This window comes from Burkholderia sp. Tr-20390, from assembly GCF_017104595.1.
Classification (GTDB): Bacteria; Pseudomonadota; Gammaproteobacteria; order Burkholderiales; family Burkholderiaceae; genus Burkholderia.
In genome coordinates this window covers 1-18,200 of record NZ_JAAGPC010000173.1, presented here as the reverse complement: position 1 = coordinate 18,200, position 18,200 = coordinate 1, and the positions used below count along the sequence as shown (strand labels likewise).

At 67.0% G+C, this 18,200-nt stretch carries 19 protein-coding genes, 1 tRNA gene and 2 pseudogenes; 10 read left to right on the top strand and 12 right to left on the bottom strand.

Going from position 1 to position 18,200, the window contains the following annotated elements; all coding sequences use genetic code 11:
* Positions 1 to 126, top strand: a pseudogene (locus G3N98_RS40415) (FliM/FliN family flagellar motor switch protein); the annotation flags it as partial.
* Here the strand turns inward: G3N98_RS40415 and G3N98_RS31805 are convergent.
* Positions 121 to 297 (bottom strand): annotated as a pseudogene (locus G3N98_RS31805) (DUF2239 family protein); the annotation flags it as partial. The pseudogenes G3N98_RS40415 and G3N98_RS31805 sit on opposite strands and share 6 nt — an antisense overlap.
* Positions 298 to 423: 126 nt before the next feature.
* Entirely contained in the window at positions 424 to 1,155 is a 732-nt protein-coding gene (locus G3N98_RS31800) for a glutathione S-transferase (RefSeq protein WP_206150412.1), read from the bottom strand.
* Between the two features lie 40 nt (positions 1,156 to 1,195).
* On the opposite strand from G3N98_RS31800, the gene G3N98_RS31795 reads away from it, so the two are divergent.
* The 4 genes from G3N98_RS31795 (at position 1,196) to G3N98_RS31780 (ending at position 5,617) form a co-directional block, all read left to right on the top strand.
* Positions 1,196 to 2,170 carry a LysR substrate-binding domain-containing protein gene (locus G3N98_RS31795; protein ID WP_206150411.1) on the top strand — a complete coding sequence of 325 codons (975 nt, stop codon included), beginning with the start codon at positions 1,196 to 1,198 and terminating at the stop codon, positions 2,168 to 2,170.
* 206 nt (positions 2,171 to 2,376) lie between these two features.
* Complete coding sequence (locus tag G3N98_RS31790; protein ID WP_206150410.1) at positions 2,377 to 3,717, top strand: MFS transporter; 1,341 nt, start codon at positions 2,377 to 2,379, stop codon at positions 3,715 to 3,717.
* A 63-nt stretch (positions 3,718 to 3,780) separates the two neighbouring features.
* A complete protein-coding gene (locus G3N98_RS31785) occupies positions 3,781 to 5,178 on the top strand; it encodes an enolase C-terminal domain-like protein (protein ID WP_206150409.1) in 1,398 nt (465 codons plus the stop codon).
* Positions 5,179 to 5,305: 127 nt separating this feature from the next.
* On the top strand, positions 5,306 to 5,617 hold the full coding sequence (locus G3N98_RS31780; RefSeq protein ID WP_206150408.1) for a hypothetical protein: 312 nt from the start codon (positions 5,306 to 5,308) through the stop codon (positions 5,615 to 5,617).
* Positions 5,618 to 5,745: 128 nt separating this feature from the next.
* Here G3N98_RS31780 and G3N98_RS31775 read toward each other — a convergent pair.
* The 5 genes from G3N98_RS31775 to G3N98_RS31755 form a co-directional block, all read right to left on the bottom strand.
* Positions 5,746 to 5,821: transfer RNA gene (locus tag G3N98_RS31775), tRNA-Ala, on the bottom strand.
* 66 nt (positions 5,822 to 5,887) lie between these two features.
* On the bottom strand, positions 5,888 to 6,250 hold the full coding sequence (locus G3N98_RS31770) for a c-type cytochrome (RefSeq protein WP_175240387.1): 363 nt from the start codon (positions 6,248 to 6,250) through the stop codon (positions 5,888 to 5,890).
* Complete coding sequence (locus G3N98_RS31765; protein ID WP_089424297.1) at positions 6,247 to 7,047, bottom strand: BON domain-containing protein; 801 nt, start codon at positions 7,045 to 7,047, stop codon at positions 6,247 to 6,249. The genes G3N98_RS31770 and G3N98_RS31765 overlap by 4 nt, the downstream gene beginning before the upstream one ends.
* 17 nt (positions 7,048 to 7,064) lie before the next feature.
* Positions 7,065 to 7,649: an SIS domain-containing protein gene (locus tag G3N98_RS31760; protein ID WP_069246887.1), complete on the bottom strand. Its 585-nt coding sequence runs from the start codon at positions 7,647 to 7,649 to the stop codon at positions 7,065 to 7,067.
* Between the two features lie 126 nt (positions 7,650 to 7,775).
* The gene (locus G3N98_RS31755; RefSeq protein ID WP_174976294.1) at positions 7,776 to 8,204 is read right to left on the bottom strand and encodes a YraN family protein; all 429 of its coding nucleotides are present in this window, start codon (positions 8,202 to 8,204) and stop codon (positions 7,776 to 7,778) included.
* 46 nt (positions 8,205 to 8,250) lie between these two features.
* Here G3N98_RS31755 and rsmI point away from each other — a divergent pair, with 46 nt between their 5' ends.
* Entirely contained in the window at positions 8,251 to 9,132 is an 882-nt protein-coding gene (gene rsmI / locus G3N98_RS31750; RefSeq protein ID WP_206150407.1) for a 16S rRNA (cytidine(1402)-2'-O)-methyltransferase, read from the top strand.
* 108 nt (positions 9,133 to 9,240) lie between these two features.
* Here rsmI and G3N98_RS31745 read toward each other — a convergent pair whose 3' ends face one another.
* Positions 9,241 to 9,849 (bottom strand): septal ring lytic transglycosylase RlpA family protein, encoded by a 609-nt coding sequence (locus tag G3N98_RS31745; protein ID WP_089424296.1) that lies wholly within the window; start codon positions 9,847 to 9,849, stop codon positions 9,241 to 9,243.
* Positions 9,850 to 10,506: 657 nt separating this feature from the next.
* Here G3N98_RS31745 and G3N98_RS31740 point away from each other — a divergent pair.
* The 3 genes from G3N98_RS31740 to G3N98_RS31730 all read left to right on the top strand — a co-directional run bounded on the left by G3N98_RS31740 (position 10,507) and on the right by G3N98_RS31730 (position 12,357).
* Positions 10,507 to 11,151, top strand: a complete 645-nt coding sequence (locus tag G3N98_RS31740) for an MBL fold metallo-hydrolase (protein WP_043185095.1) — start codon at positions 10,507 to 10,509, stop codon at positions 11,149 to 11,151.
* On the top strand, positions 11,148 to 11,807 hold the full coding sequence (locus G3N98_RS31735) for an exonuclease (protein WP_089471951.1): 660 nt from the start codon (positions 11,148 to 11,150) through the stop codon (positions 11,805 to 11,807). The genes G3N98_RS31740 and G3N98_RS31735 overlap by 4 nt, the downstream gene beginning before the upstream one ends.
* A 79-nt stretch (positions 11,808 to 11,886) precedes the next feature.
* On the top strand, positions 11,887 to 12,357 hold the full coding sequence (locus tag G3N98_RS31730) for an Lrp/AsnC family transcriptional regulator (RefSeq protein WP_011882933.1): 471 nt from the start codon (positions 11,887 to 11,889) through the stop codon (positions 12,355 to 12,357).
* 48 nt (positions 12,358 to 12,405) lie between these two features.
* Here the strand turns inward: G3N98_RS31730 and G3N98_RS31725 are convergent, their stop codons facing one another.
* The 3 genes from G3N98_RS31725 to G3N98_RS31715 all read right to left on the bottom strand — a co-directional run bounded on the left by G3N98_RS31725 (position 12,406) and on the right by G3N98_RS31715 (position 15,123).
* Complete coding sequence (locus G3N98_RS31725) at positions 12,406 to 13,563, bottom strand: cation diffusion facilitator family transporter (RefSeq protein WP_206150406.1); 1,158 nt, start codon at positions 13,561 to 13,563, stop codon at positions 12,406 to 12,408.
* 241 nt (positions 13,564 to 13,804) lie between these two features.
* Positions 13,805 to 14,098, bottom strand: a complete 294-nt coding sequence (locus tag G3N98_RS31720) for an H-NS histone family protein (protein WP_006491875.1) — start codon at positions 14,096 to 14,098, stop codon at positions 13,805 to 13,807.
* Between the two features lie 365 nt (positions 14,099 to 14,463).
* Positions 14,464 to 15,123, bottom strand: a complete 660-nt coding sequence (locus tag G3N98_RS31715) for a pyridoxamine 5'-phosphate oxidase family protein (RefSeq protein WP_206150405.1) — start codon at positions 15,121 to 15,123, stop codon at positions 14,464 to 14,466.
* 249 nt (positions 15,124 to 15,372) lie between these two features.
* Between G3N98_RS31715 and G3N98_RS31710 the strand changes: the two genes are divergently transcribed.
* Positions 15,373 to 16,590, top strand: coding sequence for an MFS transporter (locus G3N98_RS31710; RefSeq protein ID WP_179255029.1), 1,218 nt, complete (start codon positions 15,373 to 15,375; stop codon positions 16,588 to 16,590).
* A gap of 88 nt (positions 16,591 to 16,678) precedes the next feature.
* Here G3N98_RS31710 and G3N98_RS31705 read toward each other — a convergent pair whose 3' ends face one another.
* Complete coding sequence (locus G3N98_RS31705; RefSeq protein WP_089430459.1) at positions 16,679 to 17,821, bottom strand: branched-chain amino acid ABC transporter substrate-binding protein; 1,143 nt, start codon at positions 17,819 to 17,821, stop codon at positions 16,679 to 16,681.
* Positions 17,822 to 18,200: the final 379 nt, after the last annotated feature.

The window sequence follows — 18,200 nt, the reverse complement described above, 5'->3', positions numbered from 1 at the left end:
GAGCTCGGCCGCACGAAGATCGCGATCCGCAACCTGCTGCAGCTCGCGCAAGGTTCGGTCGTCGAGCTGGACGGCATGGCCGGCGAGCCGATGGACGTGCTCGTGAACGGCTGCCTGATCGCGCAGGTCGAGGTCGATCGAACGGCCGGTGGCGTCGTCGAAGATCAGGATCGTGGTGGACATCGCATCGCCGGCAGCCTGGCGAACCGCGAGCGCGACGGTCGCGAGCGGGCCCGACGCAAGGCGTCGGTGGCCGTCGAACGCCGTGTAGGAAGGAAGCAGTGTGGTGATAGTCATCGTGGTCGCCCGGAGGCCGGAATCGGAATGACGCTATTTTTATCCGGGTATAAATTGGATGTCAATAACATCCGGGTAAAAAATAGCATCCGCGCGTTCCATCTCTTCGGGCGATCACGACGCCGGTCAGATCGTGCGGGCTGGAATCGCGATGTCGCGTGCGCTTGCCAGTGCATCGTCGACCGATACATGCCCTTCGAACGCCGACGCTGCCGGCAGCGGCAGGTTTTCCTCGATCGCATGCGCGAACTGCACGCCTGCATCGTCGGCGAGCCGCGCACGCAGTGCGGCGACGCGCGGGAATGCTTCAGGCTCGAACACCGCGTGATAGTCGGCCCAGCGCGCGATCCCGGCGAAGTACGCGTCGGCCAGCGTGCGCCGTGCGCCCAGCAGCCACGGGCCTTCACCGCGCTCGAGCATCGCCTCGAGCTGCCGGTGCGCCTTCAGCACCTTGCCGCGGCCGTACGCCTGCAACGCCGCTTTCTCGACGCCTTCGGTGTCGTGTTCGTACACGTACCAGAGCGCACCGAACGCGTTGAAGAACGTCGTGTTCAACCATGCCAGCATCCGGTTCAGCCGGTCGAAATCGGCGCTGCCCTGGCGGAACGCAAGGCCGCTGTCGAGCGCCTGCGCGCCGATATGGCCGAGGATCGCGAGGCTTTCGGTCAGTACGTCGCCGTTCGCGGTCACGAACGCCGGCGTCTCCGCGACGGGGTTCAGCGCGAGGAACGCGTCGCTCGTCACAAGGCCCGGCATCGTGATGCGCGACAGCCGGTACGGGCGGCCGATCCATTCGAGCGCAACGATCGAGCCGAACGAGCAGCCGGCGGGAATGCCGTAGAGAAGGATGGGAGACATCGGGAGAATCCGCAGAAGTTGAACGAGCAGTCATGCTCCCATGACGAACGATGGCGCAGTAGCCGCTAAAATTGAAACCCGTCGTTTCTCCATGTGGACGCTGGAAGTGAACCTGAACGATCTCTACCTGTTCGTGCAGGCGGTCGACGCCGGCAGCATGTCGGCCGCCGCGCGCCGGCTCGACCTGCCGAAATCGACGGTCAGCAAACGCGTGGCCGAGCTCGAGCGCACGCTTGGCGCGCGGCTCGTGCATCGCACGTCGCGCAGTTTCCGGCTCACGCCGGTCGGCGCCGAATTCTTCGAACATGCCCGCGCGGCCGTGATCGAGGCCGAAAGCGCGCGCGACGCGGTGCTGCGGCAAGCCGCCGAGCCGGCCGGCGTCGTGCGGATCACGAGCTCGGTGCCGGTCGCGCAGCACATCCTCGCGCCGTGCCTGCCCGCGCTGGCGGTCGCGCACCCGAAGCTGCTGCTGCAGATTCACGCGAGCGACCGCCTCGTCGACATCGCGCAGGAAGGCTTCGACATCGCCGTGCGCAGCCATTTCGCGCCGCTGCCCGATTCCGCGCTCGTGCAACGGCCGCTCGCGGCATCGCCGATCGTCGCCGTGGCGTCACCGGCCTATCTCGCGCGTGCCGGCACACCGGACGCGCCCGCCGATCTCGCGCAGCATGACGGGCTGCAACCGGCCCAGCAGCCGTGGCGGCTGCAACGCGGCGGAGACACCGTCGACGTGACGCCGCGCCTGCGCCTGCAGGCCGACGAATCGACGCTGCTGCTGCAGGCGGCGACCGCCGGCCTCGGCATCGCATGCCTGCCCGACTGGATCGCCGGCGCGGCGCTCGCGTCCGGTGCCCTCGTGCGCGTGTTGCCCGGCTGGCGCGCCGGCACCGTCACGACGACGCTGCTGATGCCGCACCGGCGCGGCCAGTTGCCCGGCGTGCGCGCCGCCGTCGAATTTCTCGCGCAGCACGTGGCGCGCCATCACGGCGCCGCCGCGGAAGACGCATGTGTCTGAGCGATCGCCAGACCGATCGATTCAATTGCTGAATCGATCAAGTCAGCAATTGGCATGAAGGCGCAAATTTCGACATGACAGAATGGCCCGGACGCGCTGCCCACCGGCAGCGGCGTCCGGCCTCCGGCCGGCAGCACCCACACGAATGGCGCGCATCGACGCGCCCGCCGCCCGACGGCACCTTCCGCCCTTCGGAGGAGACAGTCATGAATCCGCTTCAAGCGCTGCCGGCGTCCGCGTCGGCCACGGCCCGGCGCACGCGCGTGCGCTGGCTGGTGCTGGCCGTCCTGTTCGCGGTCACGACGATCAACTACGCGGATCGCGCGGCGATCGCGATCGCGGGCCCGAGCCTCGCCCGCGCGCTGCACCTGAGCCACGTGCAGATGGGCTTCATCTTTTCCGCGTTCGGCTGGTCGTACGTGATCGCGCAATTGCCGGGCGGCTGGCTGCTCGACCGCTACGGGTCGCGCATCGTCTATGCGTTCAGCATCTTCTTCTGGTCGCTGTTCACGCTGCTGCAGGGCGGAATCGGCTTCTTCGGCGGCGCGGCCGCGTTCGCGCTGCTGTTCGGGCTGCGCTTCCTGGTCGGCGCGGCCGAGGCGCCGTCGTTCCCGGCCAACAGCCGGATCGTGTCCGCGTGGTTCCCGGCCGCCGAACGCGGCACCGCGTCGGCGATCTTCAACGCCGCGCAGTACGCGGCGACCGTCGTGTTCGCGCCGCTGATGGGCTGGCTCGTGCACGCGTTCGGCTGGCAGTCGGTGTTCGCGGTGATGGGCGTGCTCGGCTTCGCGTTCGTCCTGGTGTGGAACCGCACGATGTTCGACCCGAAGGACCACCCGAACGTCAACCGCGCGGAGCTCGACTACCTCGCCGAAGGCGGCGCGCTCGTCAACATCGACCAGGCGACCGGCGGCCGCGACGGCGGCCCGTCGATGCGCCACGTGAAGGCGCTGCTGAAGAGCCGGATGCTGATCGGCGTGTACGTCGCGCAGTACTGCATCAACGCGCTCACGTATTTCTTCATCACGTGGTTTCCCGTCTACCTCGTGCAGGCGCGCGGGATGTCGATCCTCAACGCGGGGCTCGTCGCGTCGATCCCGGCCGTGTGCGGTTTCCTCGGCGGGATTCTCGGCGGCGTCGTGTCCGACGGGCTGCTCAAGCAGGGCCGCTCGCTGTCGGTCGCGCGCAAGGTGCCGATCGTGGTCGGCATGCTGCTGTCGATGTCGATGATCGTCTGCAACTACACCGATTCGCACGTGCTCGTCGTGCTGTTCATGGCGCTGTCGTTCTTCGGCAAGGGGCTCGGCGCGCTCGGCTGGGCCGTCAACGCCGACACCGCGCCGCGCCAGATCGCGGGCTTGAGCGGCGCGCTGCTCAACACGTGCGGCAACCTCTCCAGCATCACGACGCCGATCGCGATCGGCTACATCGTCGACCGCAGCGGCTCGTTCAACGGCGCGCTCGTCTACGTCGTCGCGCACGCGCTCGTCGCCGTGATCTGCTACCTGTTCGTCGTCGGCGAGATCCGCCGCGTCGAGCTTCAATGAACATGCACGGGCCGCGCCGGCGCAGCCGGCGGCCCGTGCCCCACCGGAACCAGGAGCGAGCCGATGTCCGATTCCCGCCGTGCCGGCACCCCGCACGTCACGCGCATGCAGGTGATTCCCGTCGCCGGCCGCGACAGCATGCTGCTCAACCTGTGCGGCGCGCACGCACCGTACTTCACGCGCAACCTCGTGATCCTCGACGACAGCAGCGGACACACGGGTGTCGGCGAAGTGCCGGGCGGCGAAGGCATCCGCCACGCGCTCGAGCGCATGACGGATCTCGTGGTCGGCCAGTCGATCGGACGCTACCAGGCGACACTCAATGCAGTGCGCGCGGCACTGTCCGGCGCGGGCGCGGGTGCGGGCCGCACGATCCGGCACGAGGTGACGTCGGCCGGCGAAGCCGCGGTGCTGCGCCAGCCGCACGAGATCAACCTGCGGCTCGACAACGTGATCACCGCGATCGAGGCTGCCCTGCTCGACCTGCTCGGCCAGCACCTCGACGTGCCGGTCGCGGCGCTGCTCGGTGAAGGGCAGCAGCGCGATGCGGTGCCGATGCTCGCGTACCTGTTCTATCTCGGTGATCGCGGCCGCACCGACCTGCCGTATCGCGACGAGGCGCAGGCGTCGGATGCATGGTTCCGGCTGCGCAACGAGGAAGCGCTCACGCCGGCCGCGATCGCGCGGCAGGCCGAGGCCGCGGTCGATCGCTACGGCTTCGCCGATTTCAAGCTGAAGGGCGGCGTGATGGCCGGCGCCGACGAGATGGAAGCGATCGCCGCGATCAAGGCGCGCTTCCCCGATGCCCGCGCGACGCTCGACCCGAACGGCGCGTGGTCGCTCGACGAGGCCGTCGCGCTGTGCCGCGGGCAAGGCCACCTGCTTGCGTATGCGGAAGATCCGTGCGGGCCGGAAGGCGGCTATTCGGGCCGCGAGGTGATGGCCGAATTCCGCCGCGCGACGGGCATTCCGACCGCGACCAACATGATCGCGACCGACTGGCGGCAGATGGATCATGCGGTGCGGCTGCAGGCAGTCGACATCCCGCTCGCCGACCCGCATTTCTGGACGATGCAGGGCTCGGTGCGGCTTGCGCAGCTGTGCCGCGACTGGGGGCTCACGTGGGGCTCGCATTCGAACAACCACTTCGACGTGTCGCTCGCGATGTTCACGCATGCGGCGGCGGCCGCGCCCGGCACGATCACCGCGATCGACACGCACTGGATCTGGCAGGAAGGCGATGCGCGGCTTACATGCGAGCCGCTGAAGATCGTCGGCGGCCAGGTGGCCGTGCCGGAACGGCCGGGGCTCGGGATCGAGCTCGACATGGCGCAGGTCGAGGCCGCGCATGCGCTTTATCGGCAGGTTGGCGGCACGGCGCGCGACGACGCGGTCGCGATGCGCTATCTCGTGCCGGGGTGGACGTACGATCCGAAGCGGCCTAGTGTCGGGCGGGGGTGAGGGGGCGGCGGTCAGCGGCGGGTGGTTGCCAAACGCGGCAAACGCACGCACCATGCCGGCTGCCTGAACCTGCCCGCGTGGCGATCGGTTCGGCCGCCCGTCTCCACCCGAAAAAGAACCGCCCGTCATGACGTCTTCCGATCCGACACCGCGACAGATCATCGTCTACGTCCTGTATTCGGTGCTGGGCCTGCCCGCGAGTGTGACCGCCGCTGGCTACGTCGCGCCGCTGATCACGCGGAACGTGTCGAACTTCGAAGGCGGCGCCGGCTACGCAACGTTGTGGTGGCTTATCCTGCTGACTTGGGCGTTCTACGCGCTGTCGTTCGTCATCTTCGCGCTGCTGCGGAAGAGAACAGTGATTCTCGCAGTTATTACGGTGGGATTTGCTGCGTTGGGAGTGCCGACGTTCAGGCTCGCGCACGAACTGCTGACCTGACTTGACCGGCCACCGGCCCCCCCCCCCCCCCCGCCACGTCGAGTGCGGCACTTGGGTCCGGCCTGCCATCGCGGGACCCGCAAAAACAAAAAGGGCCCGATCTTGCGATCGAGCCCTTCGAATTCCGTTGGTGGAGCGGAGGAGGATCGAACTCCCGACCTTCGCATTGCGAACGCGACGCTCTCCCAGCTGAGCTACCGCCCCAACAGTCAACCATCATACACACGCATTTCTGCGCTTGGCAATAGGGGTTGAATCGCCCCTGAAACCTTACTTTGACGGCGCGCCAGCCAGCACCCATTCGACCACCGAACGCACGTCGGCATCGCTCATGCGCGGGTGCGCGGGCATCGGAATGGCGCCCCAGACGCCCGAGCCGCCCTCCTTCACCTTCTTCGACAGCTTGGCCACGGCCTGCGGATCGGACTTGTAGCGGGCGGCGATATCCTTGAACGACGGGCCGACGAGCTTGCGGTCGACCGCGTGGCAGCCCATGCATGCGTTGCCGCGCGCGACCTTCAGGCCGTCACCGACATCCGCATGCGCGACGCCCAGCGCGCCAATCACGAGCGCCGCGGCCGCGGCGCCCTGCACCATCCATTGTTTCATCTGCTTCATCTGCCTGTTCTTCATTGCGCCGGGGCCTTCGGGTTGCCCGGGTGCACGTTCGACGAATTCGAGATCGGTGCGGGCGGCTGCAGCGGCGCGGACTGCACCGATGCGTCGGGCACGGCGCCCACCGTCGCGGTATCCGCCGGCGCGGCGGCAGCCTGCGCGCCGGATGCGCCGCTCGCGGGCGATGCGTTCTGCAGCGCCTGCGCGTCCTGCGGCTTCACGTACTGGAACACCTTCACGACCTTCTCGACGCCCGGCACCTGGCTGGCGGCTTCCGCGCCGCGATTGCCCTCGTCGACCGTCACGAGCCCCATCAGGTAAAGGTTGCCGCGTTCGCTGACGACCTTGTAGTAGTTCGACGAGATGCCCTTCGTCGCGATCAGCTCGGACTTCACGCGCCCTTCGAGGTATGAGTCGTTCGCGCGCGACGACAGCGACGACGCCGGCTCGACCGACAGCTCGTTGACGATGCCGTTTACGTTGTTGATACCGCGCACGATTTCCTCGGCGCGCTGCTTCGATGCATCGTTCGGCACTTCGCCCGTCAGCAGCACGCGGCGGTTGAACACCGTCACGTTCACGTGCGACTGGTCGGGCAGCCCGTTGTTGATCTGCGTGAGCGACTTGACCTGGATCTCGCGATCTTCCGTCTGCGCGCCGAGCGTACGGCGATCGGTCGCGATCAGCGCGCCGCCGCCGGCCGCTGCGCCCACGACCCCGAGCACACAACCTTGCAGCGACACGGCGAGGCCCGCCGTCAGCGCAGCGAGCAGCGTGGTTCTGACGAGCGTCTGTTTGACGCGGCTTTGATTCATCGACGGCTCTCCTTCGTTCAATCCTCACCCAGCAGCATCGCGTCGATGCCGTCGCACAGGCAGTGGATGGTCAGCAGATGGACTTCGTGGATGCGCGCCGCGCGAACGGCGGGCACGCTGATCGGAATATCGGTATCGGACAGCGCGGCGGCGACCGCATGGCCGTCGCCGCCCGTCAGCGCGACGACGGTCATCTCGCGCTCGTGCGCTTCGTCGATCGCCGCCAGCACGCGCGGCGACGCGCCGGCCGGATCGAGCACCAGCAGGATGTCGCCGGTCTGGCCGAGCACGCGCACCTGCTGCGCGAACAGCTGATCGGCGGACACCGCGCCCGCGAGGCCGCCCTGCGACGCGTCGGTGGCCAGCGCGATCGCGGGCAGGCCCGGGCGCTCGCGCTCGAAGCCGCCGACGAGCGACACGGCGAGGTAATGCGCGGCGGCGGCCGAAGGGCCGTCACCGCACGCGACGATCTTGTTGCCGTTCGCCAGCGCGGCGAACATCGCATCGACCGCGGCTGCGATCGGCAGCGACAGCGCGTCGGCCGCTTCGGCGTGAAGCGCGGCGCTGTCGCGGAAATGTTGCTGAATACGTTCGACTGACATCGATTCCTGGTGAACTGGGCGCGTGGCACGCATCGCGCGACATCGTGGGTGCGGCGAGTTTACCGTACTCCGGCACCCTCTCCGGCGGTCCGGCAAGAACTCTTTACATCTCGTCACAGCTCGCCGCTACGCATCGTCGGCACGAAATGCGTCGCGCAGCCACGCGAGCCGGCCGGCCTCGAACGCGACGACGTCGAAGCGGCACGCGGCGCCGGCGCCGTGCCGCGCCCAGAACTGGAGCGCGGCCGCCACCAGGCGACGCCGCTTGCGCCAGCCGACGCTCGCGGCCGCGCCGCCGTGCCGGACGCTACGCCGCGCGCGCACCTCGACGAACACGAGCATGCCGTCGGGCTCGCGCATCACGAGATCGAGCTCACCGCCGCGCATCGTCACGTTCGCCGCGACGAACCCGAGGCCGCGGCGTTCGAGAAACTGCCGCGCGCGCAGCTCGAACGCCGCGCCGACCGGTTTGGATCGCGCCGCATCCGAAAAGTTGTCGCCGGCGCGCACCAAACCGCGCCCGTCGCCCGGCCGGGCCGGCGCCGCGTGGCACAATGCCGTCCTTGTTCCGCTTGCGCCGCGATTGCGCGCATTGCCTGCCATGACTGCCCTCCTCGAACTCGCGCACACGCAGCACTACCCGGACGCCGCGCTCTACGTGGTCGCCACGCCGATCGGCAACACCGCCGACATCACGCTGCGCGCGCTGCACGTGCTCGGCCTCGCCGACCGCATCGCGGCCGAAGACACCCGCAACACGGGCCAGCTGCTCGCCCGCTACGGGATCTCGAAACCGCTCGTTGCCGTGCACGAGCACAACGAACGCGAAGCCGCGCAACGCGTGATCGAACTGCTGCGCGGCGGCGAGCGCGTGGCCTATGTATCGGACGCCGGCACGCCCGGCATCTCGGACCCCGGCGCGCGGCTCGTCGACGCGGTGCGCGCCGCCGGCTTCGCGGTGGTCCCGCTGCCGGGCGCGAGCGCGGCGGTGACCGCGCTGAGCGTGGCCGGCGACTGGGCCGGCGCGTTCACGTTCGCGGGCTTCCTGCCGCCGAAGGCGAAGCAGCGCGCGACCGCGCTGCAGGGGCTGGTATCGCACCCGTATGCGCTGGTGTTCTACGAGGCGCCGCACCGGATCGCCGAAACCGTCGCCGCACTCGCCGACGCATTCGGCCCCGCGCGCCGGCTGCTGATCGCGCGCGAGCTCACCAAGCTACACGAGCAGTTGTTCCAGGGCACCCTGGCCGAAGGACAGACCTGGCTCGCCGGCGATGCAAACCGGCAGCGCGGCGAGTTCGTGCTGGTGGTCGAAGGCGCGCCGGCGACGAGCGGCGAAGCCGACGACACCGCGCACGACGCGCTGCTCAAGCTGCTGCTGGAAGAGGTGCCGGTGAAGAGCGCGGCCAGGCTCGCGGCCGCGCTGACGGGCGCGTCGCGCAACACGCTGTATGCGCGTGCGCTGGCGCTGAAGGACGAAAGCTGACGCGCGAGGCGGCCGGCACCGGGAAGCCGGCGCCGGCATCGCGCCGCGCAGGAAAGACAAAGGGCTGCCCGCGGGCAGCCCTTTTGCATGAGCGGTCGAGCCGCTGCGTTACTTCGCCGAGACCGACGCGAACATTTCGTCGCGTGCCTCGCGCGCTTCCTGCGGCGACAGCCCTTCGATCTTCACGCGGCCCGTGCCGGCGTGCACGAGGCCGATCATCTTGGCGGCCGCATACGACAGGTCGAGCACGCGACCGCGCTTGAACGGCCCGCGATCGTTGACCTTCACGACGACCCACTTGCCGGTCGACGCGTTCGTCACCTTGATGTACGACGACAGCGGCAGCGTGCGGTGTGCGGCGGTGAGTGCGTTCATGTTGAAGCGCTCGCCGTTCGCGGTGCGGCGACCGTGGAAATCCCGCCCGTACCACGATGCGCGGCCCGTCTGGCGGAAATCGGACACATCCTTGCCGTCGATCGGCTCGGCGTCCGCCAGCGACGACTTCTTCGCGTCCTTGCTGTCGGCAGCCGGCATCGATGCCAGCGCGGAATCAAAGTTCAGCTGCTTGTCGCTATCCGCCTTCGCGGCGGCGGCCGTCTTGTCGACGGCGTTCTTCTGGTTCGCGCTACCGGTGGTCTGGCTGGGTGGCACCGCGCAGCCCGTCAGCGCAAAAAACAATGCAATGGTCCCGAATCGACTCGGAAAACGTAAATTCATCGACGTGTCGCCTTCTGGTTCGGGCCGCGCCTTCATCACGCCGATTCACGGCGCGGATATGCGGCCCGGACGGCAAATGCGTGCACGCCCCGCTCGGATGCGAGCAGGCGGCTAGCATGGGCGCGGCTTTCGTCTAGGCCGCAACCGTCCTGATTAGCTTTCACGTCTGGCGCAACCTGTCCCCAACAGCCTGACCAGACCCCACATGCCGCCATCGAACATGGCTTCACGTTCGCGCGCGTCGAAACGACCGACTCACAGGAACGGCGGCACAGGCCCCATCCGGCGGCGCGGCAGCAGGGCCGCAGGCGGGCGCGCAGCACCCGGCCGGACAAGACGTGAGCACCGAATATTCGGTGCTGGATACACCGCCGGACTCCCCGGCGGCTGATGCTTGACGGTGCCTCCGACGCCCCTTTTTTAACGGGGCCGAAACACCAGCGAATTGCGTGAAATTCACGTGCAATGGGGCGCATTATACATAAACCAAAAGGTTGTCTCGAAAAGCGCCCGTCGGGGACCATTGATTCTCACTATGGCGGTAACAATCGACATGCTCCGGGAATGCCCGGAGGCGTCCACCGCGACACGCGTCGCGCGACCGGCAGGCGGCACGCGCGACCGGTACAATCGCTCCTTTTAGCCGCCGGTGCCTCCATGAAAGTCACGCTCATTCCGGTCACGCCGTTCCAGCAGAACTGCTCGCTGCTCGTCTGCGAGAAAACGGGCCGCGCCGCCGTCGTCGATCCGGGCGGCGATCTCGACCGGATCGAACAGGAAGTCGCGCGGCAGAACGTGCAGGTCGAGAAGGTGCTGCTCACGCACGGGCACATCGATCACTGCGCGGGCGCGAAGACGCTCGCGACGCATTACGGCGTGCCGATCGAGGGGCCGCAGGAAGAAGAGCGCTTCTGGATCGAGAAGCTGCCGATGCAGAGCGAGCGCTTCGGCTTTCCGGCCGCCGAGACCTTCGAGCCGGATCACTGGCTGAACGACGGCGATACCGTGCAGTTCGGCGACGAGACGCTCGAGGTCTATCACTGCCCGGGCCACACGCCCGGCCACGTCGTGTTCTTCAGCCGCGCGCATCGCGTCGCGATCGTCGGCGACGTGCTGTTCGCGGGCTCGATCGGCCGCACCGATTTTCCGCGCGGCAATCACGAGGATCTCGTCCGGTCGATCAAGGAGAAGCTGTGGCCGCTCGGCGACGACGTGACGTTCGTGCCGGGCCACGGCCCGGTGTCGACGTTCGGCGACGAGCGCCGCACCAACCCGTTCGTGTCCGACAAGGTATTCGGATGAACCAGACCGCCATCCCGGAAATCTACGTCAGCACCGATGTCGAGGCCGACGGCCCGATTCCCGGCCCGCACTCGATGCTGAGCTTCGCGTCGGCCGCCTATACCGAGGACAAGCAGCTGATCGCGACGTTCTCGGCCAATCTCGACACGCTGCCCGGCGCGCAGGCGCACCCGGTGCAGGAAGCGTGGTGGAAGACCGAGCCCGAAGCATGGGCGGCGTGCCGGAAGGATCTGCAGGCACCCGAAGCGGCGCTGCTCGCGTACGTCGACTGGGTCGAGGCGCTGCCCGGCAAGCCGGTGTTCGTCGCGATGCCGGCGGGCTTCGATTTCACGTTCATGTTCTGGTACATGATGCGCTTCGCGGGCCGCTGCCCGTTCTCGTGGTCGGCGCTCGACATCAAGACGCTCGCGTTCGCGATGACGGGCCTGCCGTACCGCAAGGCGATCAAGCCGCGCTTTCCGAAGCACTGGTTCGACGACCATCCGCACACGCACGTCGCGCTCGACGACGCGATCGAGCAAGGCGCGCTGTTCTGCAACATGCTGGCCGACCTGCGCCGCCAGCAGGCCGCGCTCGCGGGCCTCGCGGTGTCGGACACCGATCGGTCGGAAAGCGCAGGCGCGGGACAAAATCCCACGGATCCGCGAGCAAATTAGCGAATCTCGCTCAACAACGCGACGCCAGATTGCCTTTCCTTTCCCGGCCCTCTAACATTCAGCGTGTTGTAGTTGCCGCATGGAGGCGCAGGTGACGCTCGATTCCTTTTCGCAAAAAATCCTTCGCCTGTTGCAGCTCGACGCGCGCCGCTCGGTCCAGGAAATCTCGGACCAGGTCGGCCTGTCGAGCACGCCGTGCTGGCGCCGCATCAAGGACATGGAACAGTCGGGCGTGATCCAGCGCTACACGGCGCTGCTCGATCGCGAGAAGCTCGGCCTGCACGTCTGCGCGCTCGCGCACGTGCACCTGACCCGCCACAACGAAGGCGGCGTCGAGCAGTTCGAGCGCGAGATCTCGACCTGCCCGGAAGTCACCGAGTGCTACAGCACGACCGGCGAAGCCGATTACATCCTCAAGATCGTCGCGCCGGACATCAAGGCCTACGACGTGTTCCTGCACGAACGCATCTTCAAGATCCCCGCCGTGTCGCAGGTGCGCACGAGCGTCGTGCTGCGCGAGATCAAGTTCGACACGCAACTGCCGCTGTAACGCGCCGGCGCGCGCTGGCGGCCCTCCATCCCGCGTGCCCGCGGCGGGTCACGCCTGCGCGGGCATCGTGCGCGTGAAGCCGATCCGGCGCGCGCCGAACTCGCGCTTCAGCGCGTCGGCGTCGAGCCGGCCAGCCAGCGCCGCGTCGGTCTCGTGCGGATCGCAGGCAAGCGTCACGTCGATCTCGAGCCCCGTACTCAGGTAATGCAGGTTGATGGCCGCCGCATGCAGCCCGCGCTGCGCGAGCGCGGCCTCGAGCCGTGCCACGATCTCGCCGCGCGGCGGCAGCGCGAGCGCCGGACGGCGCGCCGCGTCGTTCTCGGGATCGACATGGATCAGCGCATCGAGCACGCGCGGATCGTTCAGCACGCGCGCACGCGCGGTCTCGGCGATGTAGTGCCCTTCGGAGACGGAGATTTTCGGATCGACGAGGATGTGCGCGTCGACGAGCGCGGCATCACCCATCTTGCGCGTGCGCAAGTCGTGCACGTCGCGCACGCCCGGCGTCGCCGCGAGCAGCGCGCGGATCTCGGCCGTATCGGTCGTATCGAGCGCGCGGTCGGAGAGGTCCTGCAACGCGTCATAGCCGAACGTCCAGCCCATGCGTGCAACCATGAAGCCGACGATCGCCGCCGCGATCGGGTCGAGCAGCCGCACGCCGGCCAGGCTGCCGACGATGCCGATCGCGACGACGAGCGACGACGCGGCATCCGAACGCGCATGCCATGCATTCGCGACGAGCATCGCCGAACGGACGCGCCGCGCTTCGCGCAGCATGTAGCGAAACAGCGCCTCTTTCGACACGAGCACCGTCAGCGCGACGATCAGCGCGGAAAAATGTACCGCCGGAATGTTTTCGAGATTAACGAGGCGGTCGCCGGCCCGCCAGAGCATGCCGACGCCGACCGCAATCAGGATCGCGCCGAGAAACAGCGAGGCGACGGTCTCGTAGCGGCTGTGGCCGTAATTGTGGTCGGCATCCGGCGATGCGCCGCTATGCCGATTCGCAACCAGCACGACAAAATCCGAGATCAAATCGGAAATCGAATGCACCCCGTCAGCAATCAATGCCTGCGAATGGGCAATCACGCCGACGACGATCTGAAATGTCGCAAGCACGACATTCAGCACAATACTGACGAACGTGCTCTTGCGTGCAACCGCGTGCTTATCTGCGCTCTGCGCGTCGCCGGAAAACGTGGACATGAAATATGAGATATCGGTGAGCGATACCCGATTCTATCAAGGGCGCCCCGTGAACCCCGCCAATACCCACAAATTTCTTATTTAAATCAACCGCTTATGCGAACGGGTCGTATTTTCATTCACGCCCCATCATTACATTTTCATGACAACACCATGTGCGCGGCGAGCGCTGAAAACAAAAAAGCCGCGCTCCTTAACGGACACGCGGCTCTTTTGAAGAGCAGGCTATTTAAACGGACGTTTAAATCGCAAACTGTTCGCGGTTCTTGCCGGCGATCCAGCGCGGCGGCTTGCCGCGGCCCGACCACGTCGCGCCCGTTTCCGGATCGCGGTATTTCGCGGCAACGCCTGCGCGCGGACGGCCAACCTTACCTGCCTTCGCGCGGCTGAGACCGAGTTCGGCGAGCGAAAAGCCGTAGTCGGCAATTTTCTGCTTCACGTCATTCAGCACTTCAGCGTATTCACGCGACTTTGCTTCTTCGATTTGCTTCTCCAGCTTCTCCCGCTGGGCCAGCAGGTCCTTGTAAGAAGACATAGTTTCCCTTTCTATCTGACCAATGGCGCCGGTCTGCAGCCAGCTCACCATTCATGAAATATATGTGCCTCGGATTTTCGAAGGCAGAGATTAGCACAAAAAAGATTTGATAGAAGCGGGATTCATGAAAATCCCGAGATCAATTGGAATTCACACGTGTCATTTTGACCGGCCACGGCCTTTTCTCAAATTTTTACGTTCCTACACAGAGATTAGGACATTAGCGATTGGCTATTAGGTCTATCAACATACGCAATTACCCTGCATTTGAAAAATAGAAGCTTTCATCGGACGACAGTTTTACGAAAATCGGATGGCGCGCCTCGCTAAACGGGCTCAGCGCGGACCCGCCGGTATCCGCGACGTCACGTCACATCCCGCGCGCACGCCATCAGCCGCTCGCGCCATTCGCCCGCATCGGCCAACGGCGTATCAAACGGCGTACGCACGCGGCGGCCGTCATGTCGCCAGTCGGCGCCGTGGCGATCGACGCCGAGCAATTCGAGCCCGTCGCGGCGCGCAGCGCCGGCATCGTACGCGTCCCATAACGCCTGCTCCTCGTCGAACGTGAGCGGCGGCAGCGTATCGAGATGCGTGCCGTCGACCCAGCCCATGCGCCCGAACCCGCCGATATAGCGCAGCCGCTCGACGTCGAGTGCCCAGAACGTGAAATCGCCCAGCGCGAGATAGCGCGCGGCATCCGGCTCATAACGACAGTAGCGCGCGGTGACGTGCGGATCGTCGCCGAGCGGCACGAACCGGCCGAGCAGCGTCGCGCGCTCGGCGTTCAGCACGTCGCCGTCGGGCGCGTCGACGACGAGGAAGCCCGCGCGCGGATCGGCGGCCAGATTGCGCGTGTGCTCCGCGAGGCCGCTCACGAGGATCACGGGACGATGGCTTGCATCGGGTGCAAACGGAACGACCGTCGGATACGGGAAACCCTGCGGATCGCGCGAATGGGTGGCGAGCGTGCCGAGCGCGCAGCGGTGCAGCAGATGCACGGCGAGAGCGGGATCGATGTTCAAGAGGACTCCTGCGGTCGAAGGGGGGCGCACCGGGCACGCCATGCGCTCCGATGTTACCCGCGGGCGCGGCGCGCCGTGCATCGGTCGAACGGCCAGGGCAGTCGATGCGGCCGAACGCGGGTCACTGACTAATCGCCGGATCATCGGCCGAACGGCCAACGCCCGGCACGATCGTAAGCGGTTCGATAGAATCGGACGAATCCGACTGGCGCCGCGTGCGTCCGTGCATTTCCTTTGATGAGCGTCATCGTGTCCGAATCCTCCTCCCCCGAATCGTCGTCCCCGTTCGCCGCGCCCCCCGACGCGCATCGCGTGCTGTCGCTGCCGGCCCGCCAGCGGGCCCGCGCGGCATCGATGGCGCTGTTCTTCGTCGCCGGCATGATGTTCGCGTCGTGGGGCGTGCACGTGCCGACCGTGCGCGACAAGTTCGCGCTGAGCCCCGGGCTGCTGTCGATCGCGCTGTTCGCGGTCGCCGTCGGGTCAATCGCCGCGATGCTGACCATCGCGCGCTGGATCGCGCGCGTCGGCTCGCGCACCGCGTGCCTCGCGGGCGGGCTCGTGATGTCGGCCTGCGCGGCGCTGATCCTCGTCGTGCCCGACTACCCGTTGCTGCTGGCGGTGCTCGCGCTGTTCGGCTTCTCGATGGCGACGCTCGACGTCGCGATGAACGCCGAGGCCAGCGCGGTCGAAATCGCGATCGGCAGGCCGATCATGTCGTCACTGCACGGCATGTTCAGCATCGGCGGGATGGCCGGCGCGGCCGCCGGCGGCGCGCTGCTGTCGGCCGGCATGGCGCCGGCCGTGCATCTCGCGCTCGCGGCGGCGACCAGCGCGACGGTGCTCGTGGTCGCCAGCCCGGCCGTGCTCCCGCATGTGCCGCATCACGAACACGCGCACGGCGGCGGCAACCGCTGGCGCTCGCCGGCGTTGTGGATGCTCGGCGGCATCGCGCTCGTCGCGCTGATCGCCGAAGGCGCGATGTACGACTGGGCGACGGTCTACATGCGCGACGTCGTCGTGGCGAGCCCCGCGCTCGCCAGCGCCGCCTATGCCGCGTTCTCGGGCGGGATGGCCATCGCGCGCTTCGCGGGCGACGCCGTGCGCGCCCGCTTCGGCGCGCCGCAGCTCGTGTTCGCGAGCGCGTCGCTCGCCTGCGCGGGGATGATCGGCGCGCTGCTGCTGCCGTATTCGGCCACGGTGCTGACCGGCTTCACGCTGATGGGCCTCGGCCTCGCGAACATGATGCCGGTGCTGTTCGCGGCCGCCGCGCGCGTGAAAGGCATCCATGCAGCCGAAGGGCTCGCGCACGTGGCCGGCCTCGCGTATTTCGGCATGCTGTTCGGTCCGGTCGTGATCGGCGCCGTCGCGCAGGCGTCGAACCTGACGATCGGGCTGTCCGTCGTCGCGCTGTGCGCGGCGCTCGTCGCGGCCGTCGCGCCGAAGGTGCTCGCGCGGCTGAAGATCTGACGGGGCGCGGCACGCGCCGGCCCAAAAAGAAAGCGCGCATGCGTTGCCGCATGCGCGCTTTCACCCCTTCTGTTGACCGCTTGTATCGTTACATCTTCACTTCGTCGAGCAGCGACTTCTTGCCGCCCTTGTAGTTGTACAGCGAGATCACGCCGTGCTGCAGGTCGCCCTTCGAGTCGAAGGTCGTCGTGCCGATCACGCCCGAGTAGTTCGTCGCCGGCATCGCGGCGAGGATCTTCGCCGGATCCGCCGAGTTCGAGCGCTTCATCGCATCGACGATGATGTACACGGCGTCATACGTGAACGGTGCGTAGATCTGGATCGGCTGGCCGAAGCGCTTCTCGTACTTCGCCTTGAACGCCGCGCCGCCCGACATCTTCTCGAGCGAAGCACCGGCTTCCGAACACACCACGTTGTCGGTCGCGTCGCCGGCCAGGTCGGCCAGCTTTTCCGTGCACACGCCGTCGCCCGCGAAGATCTTCGCGCGCAGGCCGAGCTGCTTCGCCTGCTTCGCGAACGGGCCGCCGGTGGCGTCCATGCCGCCGTACATGATCGCGTCCGGATTCTCGCCCTTGATCTTGGTCAGAATCGCGCGGAAGTCGACCGCCTTGTCGTTCGTCGCGTCATGCGACATCACCTTCAGGCCGAGCGCCTTGGCCTTCTTCTCGAACTCGTTCGCGAGACCCTGGCCGTACGCGGTCGAATCGTCGACCACGGCCACGCTCTTGATGCCCTTCGAGTGCGCGTAGTTCGCGAGTGCCGGGCCCTGCTGCGCATCGGTGGCCACCACGCGGTACGTGGTCTTGAAGCCCTGCTGCGTGTAGGCCGGGTTGGTCGCCGACGGCGAGATCTGCACGATGCCCGCATCGCTGTAGATCTTCGAGGCCGGGATCGACGTGCCCGAGTTCAGGTGGCCGACCACCGCGACGACCTTGTCGTCGACGAGCTTCTGCGCAACCTGCGTGGCCTGTCGCGGGTCGGCCGCGTCGTCCTGCGGGTCGAGTTGCAGCGTGATTTTCTGGCCGCCGACCGTGAGACCCTTGGCGTTGATCTCTTCAACCGCGAGACGTGCGCCGTTTTCGTTGTCCTTGCCCAGGTGTGCAATGCCGCCCGTCAAGGGCGCGACGTGGCCGATCTTGACGACTTGATCGGCCGCTGCGTTGCCCGCAGCTGCAGCGCACAGCATCGCGGCCGCGGTGATCGGCAACAGCTTTTGCATCTTGATATTCATGTAAGTCTCCAGTTTCGGTCCCAATAAAACGCCATCGCCCGGTGCCCCGCTGCCATCCCTGTGTTTGCAATCACTGGACGATTCGCCGGTTGCATCGTTCATGCACTTGGCCTCAAGCACGTGAAAACCGCCGCTTTTAGCAGCCGCCCGTCCGTACTTGCGCGCAAGTGTAGGTGATCAAATTAATTTGTGGGACTTTTTTGGGGTAGTGTAACACTACCGATATGCACGCTTTGGAATGACGACTCGAATATCGCCGTTTCACGTCTGGGGCGTGTCTCCACAAGCCAATGGGGAGATCGATGCTTAGTTCAAGGCGCAAGCCATCTGCCGAAGCTACTCGGCTCGTTCGGCTAACCCTCCCCGTGCAGGTCGATGT

Excerpts from the sequence above, each read along its gene's own strand:
- G3N98_RS31740 (WP_043185095.1), top strand. The coding sequence starts at position 10,507 with ATGAAAGTCACGCTCATTCCGGTCACGCCGTTCCAGCAGAACTGCTCG.
- G3N98_RS31760 (WP_069246887.1), bottom strand. The coding sequence starts at position 7,649 with ATGTCAGTCGAACGTATTCAGCAACATTTCCGCGACAGCGCCGCGCTT.
- G3N98_RS31705 (WP_089430459.1), bottom strand. The coding sequence starts at position 17,821 with ATGAATATCAAGATGCAAAAGCTGTTGCCGATCACCGCGGCCGCGATG.
- G3N98_RS31795 (WP_206150411.1), top strand. The coding sequence starts at position 1,196 with ATGACGAACGATGGCGCAGTAGCCGCTAAAATTGAAACCCGTCGTTTC.
- G3N98_RS31725 (WP_206150406.1), bottom strand. The coding sequence starts at position 13,563 with ATGTCCACGTTTTCCGGCGACGCGCAGAGCGCAGATAAGCACGCGGTT.
- G3N98_RS31745 (WP_089424296.1), bottom strand. The coding sequence starts at position 9,849 with ATGAATTTACGTTTTCCGAGTCGATTCGGGACCATTGCATTGTTTTTT.
- G3N98_RS31790 (WP_206150410.1), top strand. The coding sequence starts at position 2,377 with ATGAATCCGCTTCAAGCGCTGCCGGCGTCCGCGTCGGCCACGGCCCGG.
- G3N98_RS31780 (WP_206150408.1), top strand. The coding sequence starts at position 5,306 with ATGACGTCTTCCGATCCGACACCGCGACAGATCATCGTCTACGTCCTG.
- G3N98_RS31730 (WP_011882933.1), top strand. The coding sequence starts at position 11,887 with ATGGAGGCGCAGGTGACGCTCGATTCCTTTTCGCAAAAAATCCTTCGC.
- G3N98_RS31800 (WP_206150412.1), bottom strand. The coding sequence starts at position 1,155 with ATGTCTCCCATCCTTCTCTACGGCATTCCCGCCGGCTGCTCGTTCGGC.
- G3N98_RS31770 (WP_175240387.1), bottom strand. The coding sequence starts at position 6,250 with ATGAAGAACAGGCAGATGAAGCAGATGAAACAATGGATGGTGCAGGGC.
- G3N98_RS31735 (WP_089471951.1), top strand. The coding sequence starts at position 11,148 with ATGAACCAGACCGCCATCCCGGAAATCTACGTCAGCACCGATGTCGAG.
- G3N98_RS31720 (WP_006491875.1), bottom strand. The coding sequence starts at position 14,098 with ATGTCTTCTTACAAGGACCTGCTGGCCCAGCGGGAGAAGCTGGAGAAG.
- G3N98_RS31765 (WP_089424297.1), bottom strand. The coding sequence starts at position 7,047 with ATGAATCAAAGCCGCGTCAAACAGACGCTCGTCAGAACCACGCTGCTC.
- rsmI (WP_206150407.1), top strand. The coding sequence starts at position 8,251 with ATGACTGCCCTCCTCGAACTCGCGCACACGCAGCACTACCCGGACGCC.
- G3N98_RS31785 (WP_206150409.1), top strand. The coding sequence starts at position 3,781 with ATGTCCGATTCCCGCCGTGCCGGCACCCCGCACGTCACGCGCATGCAG.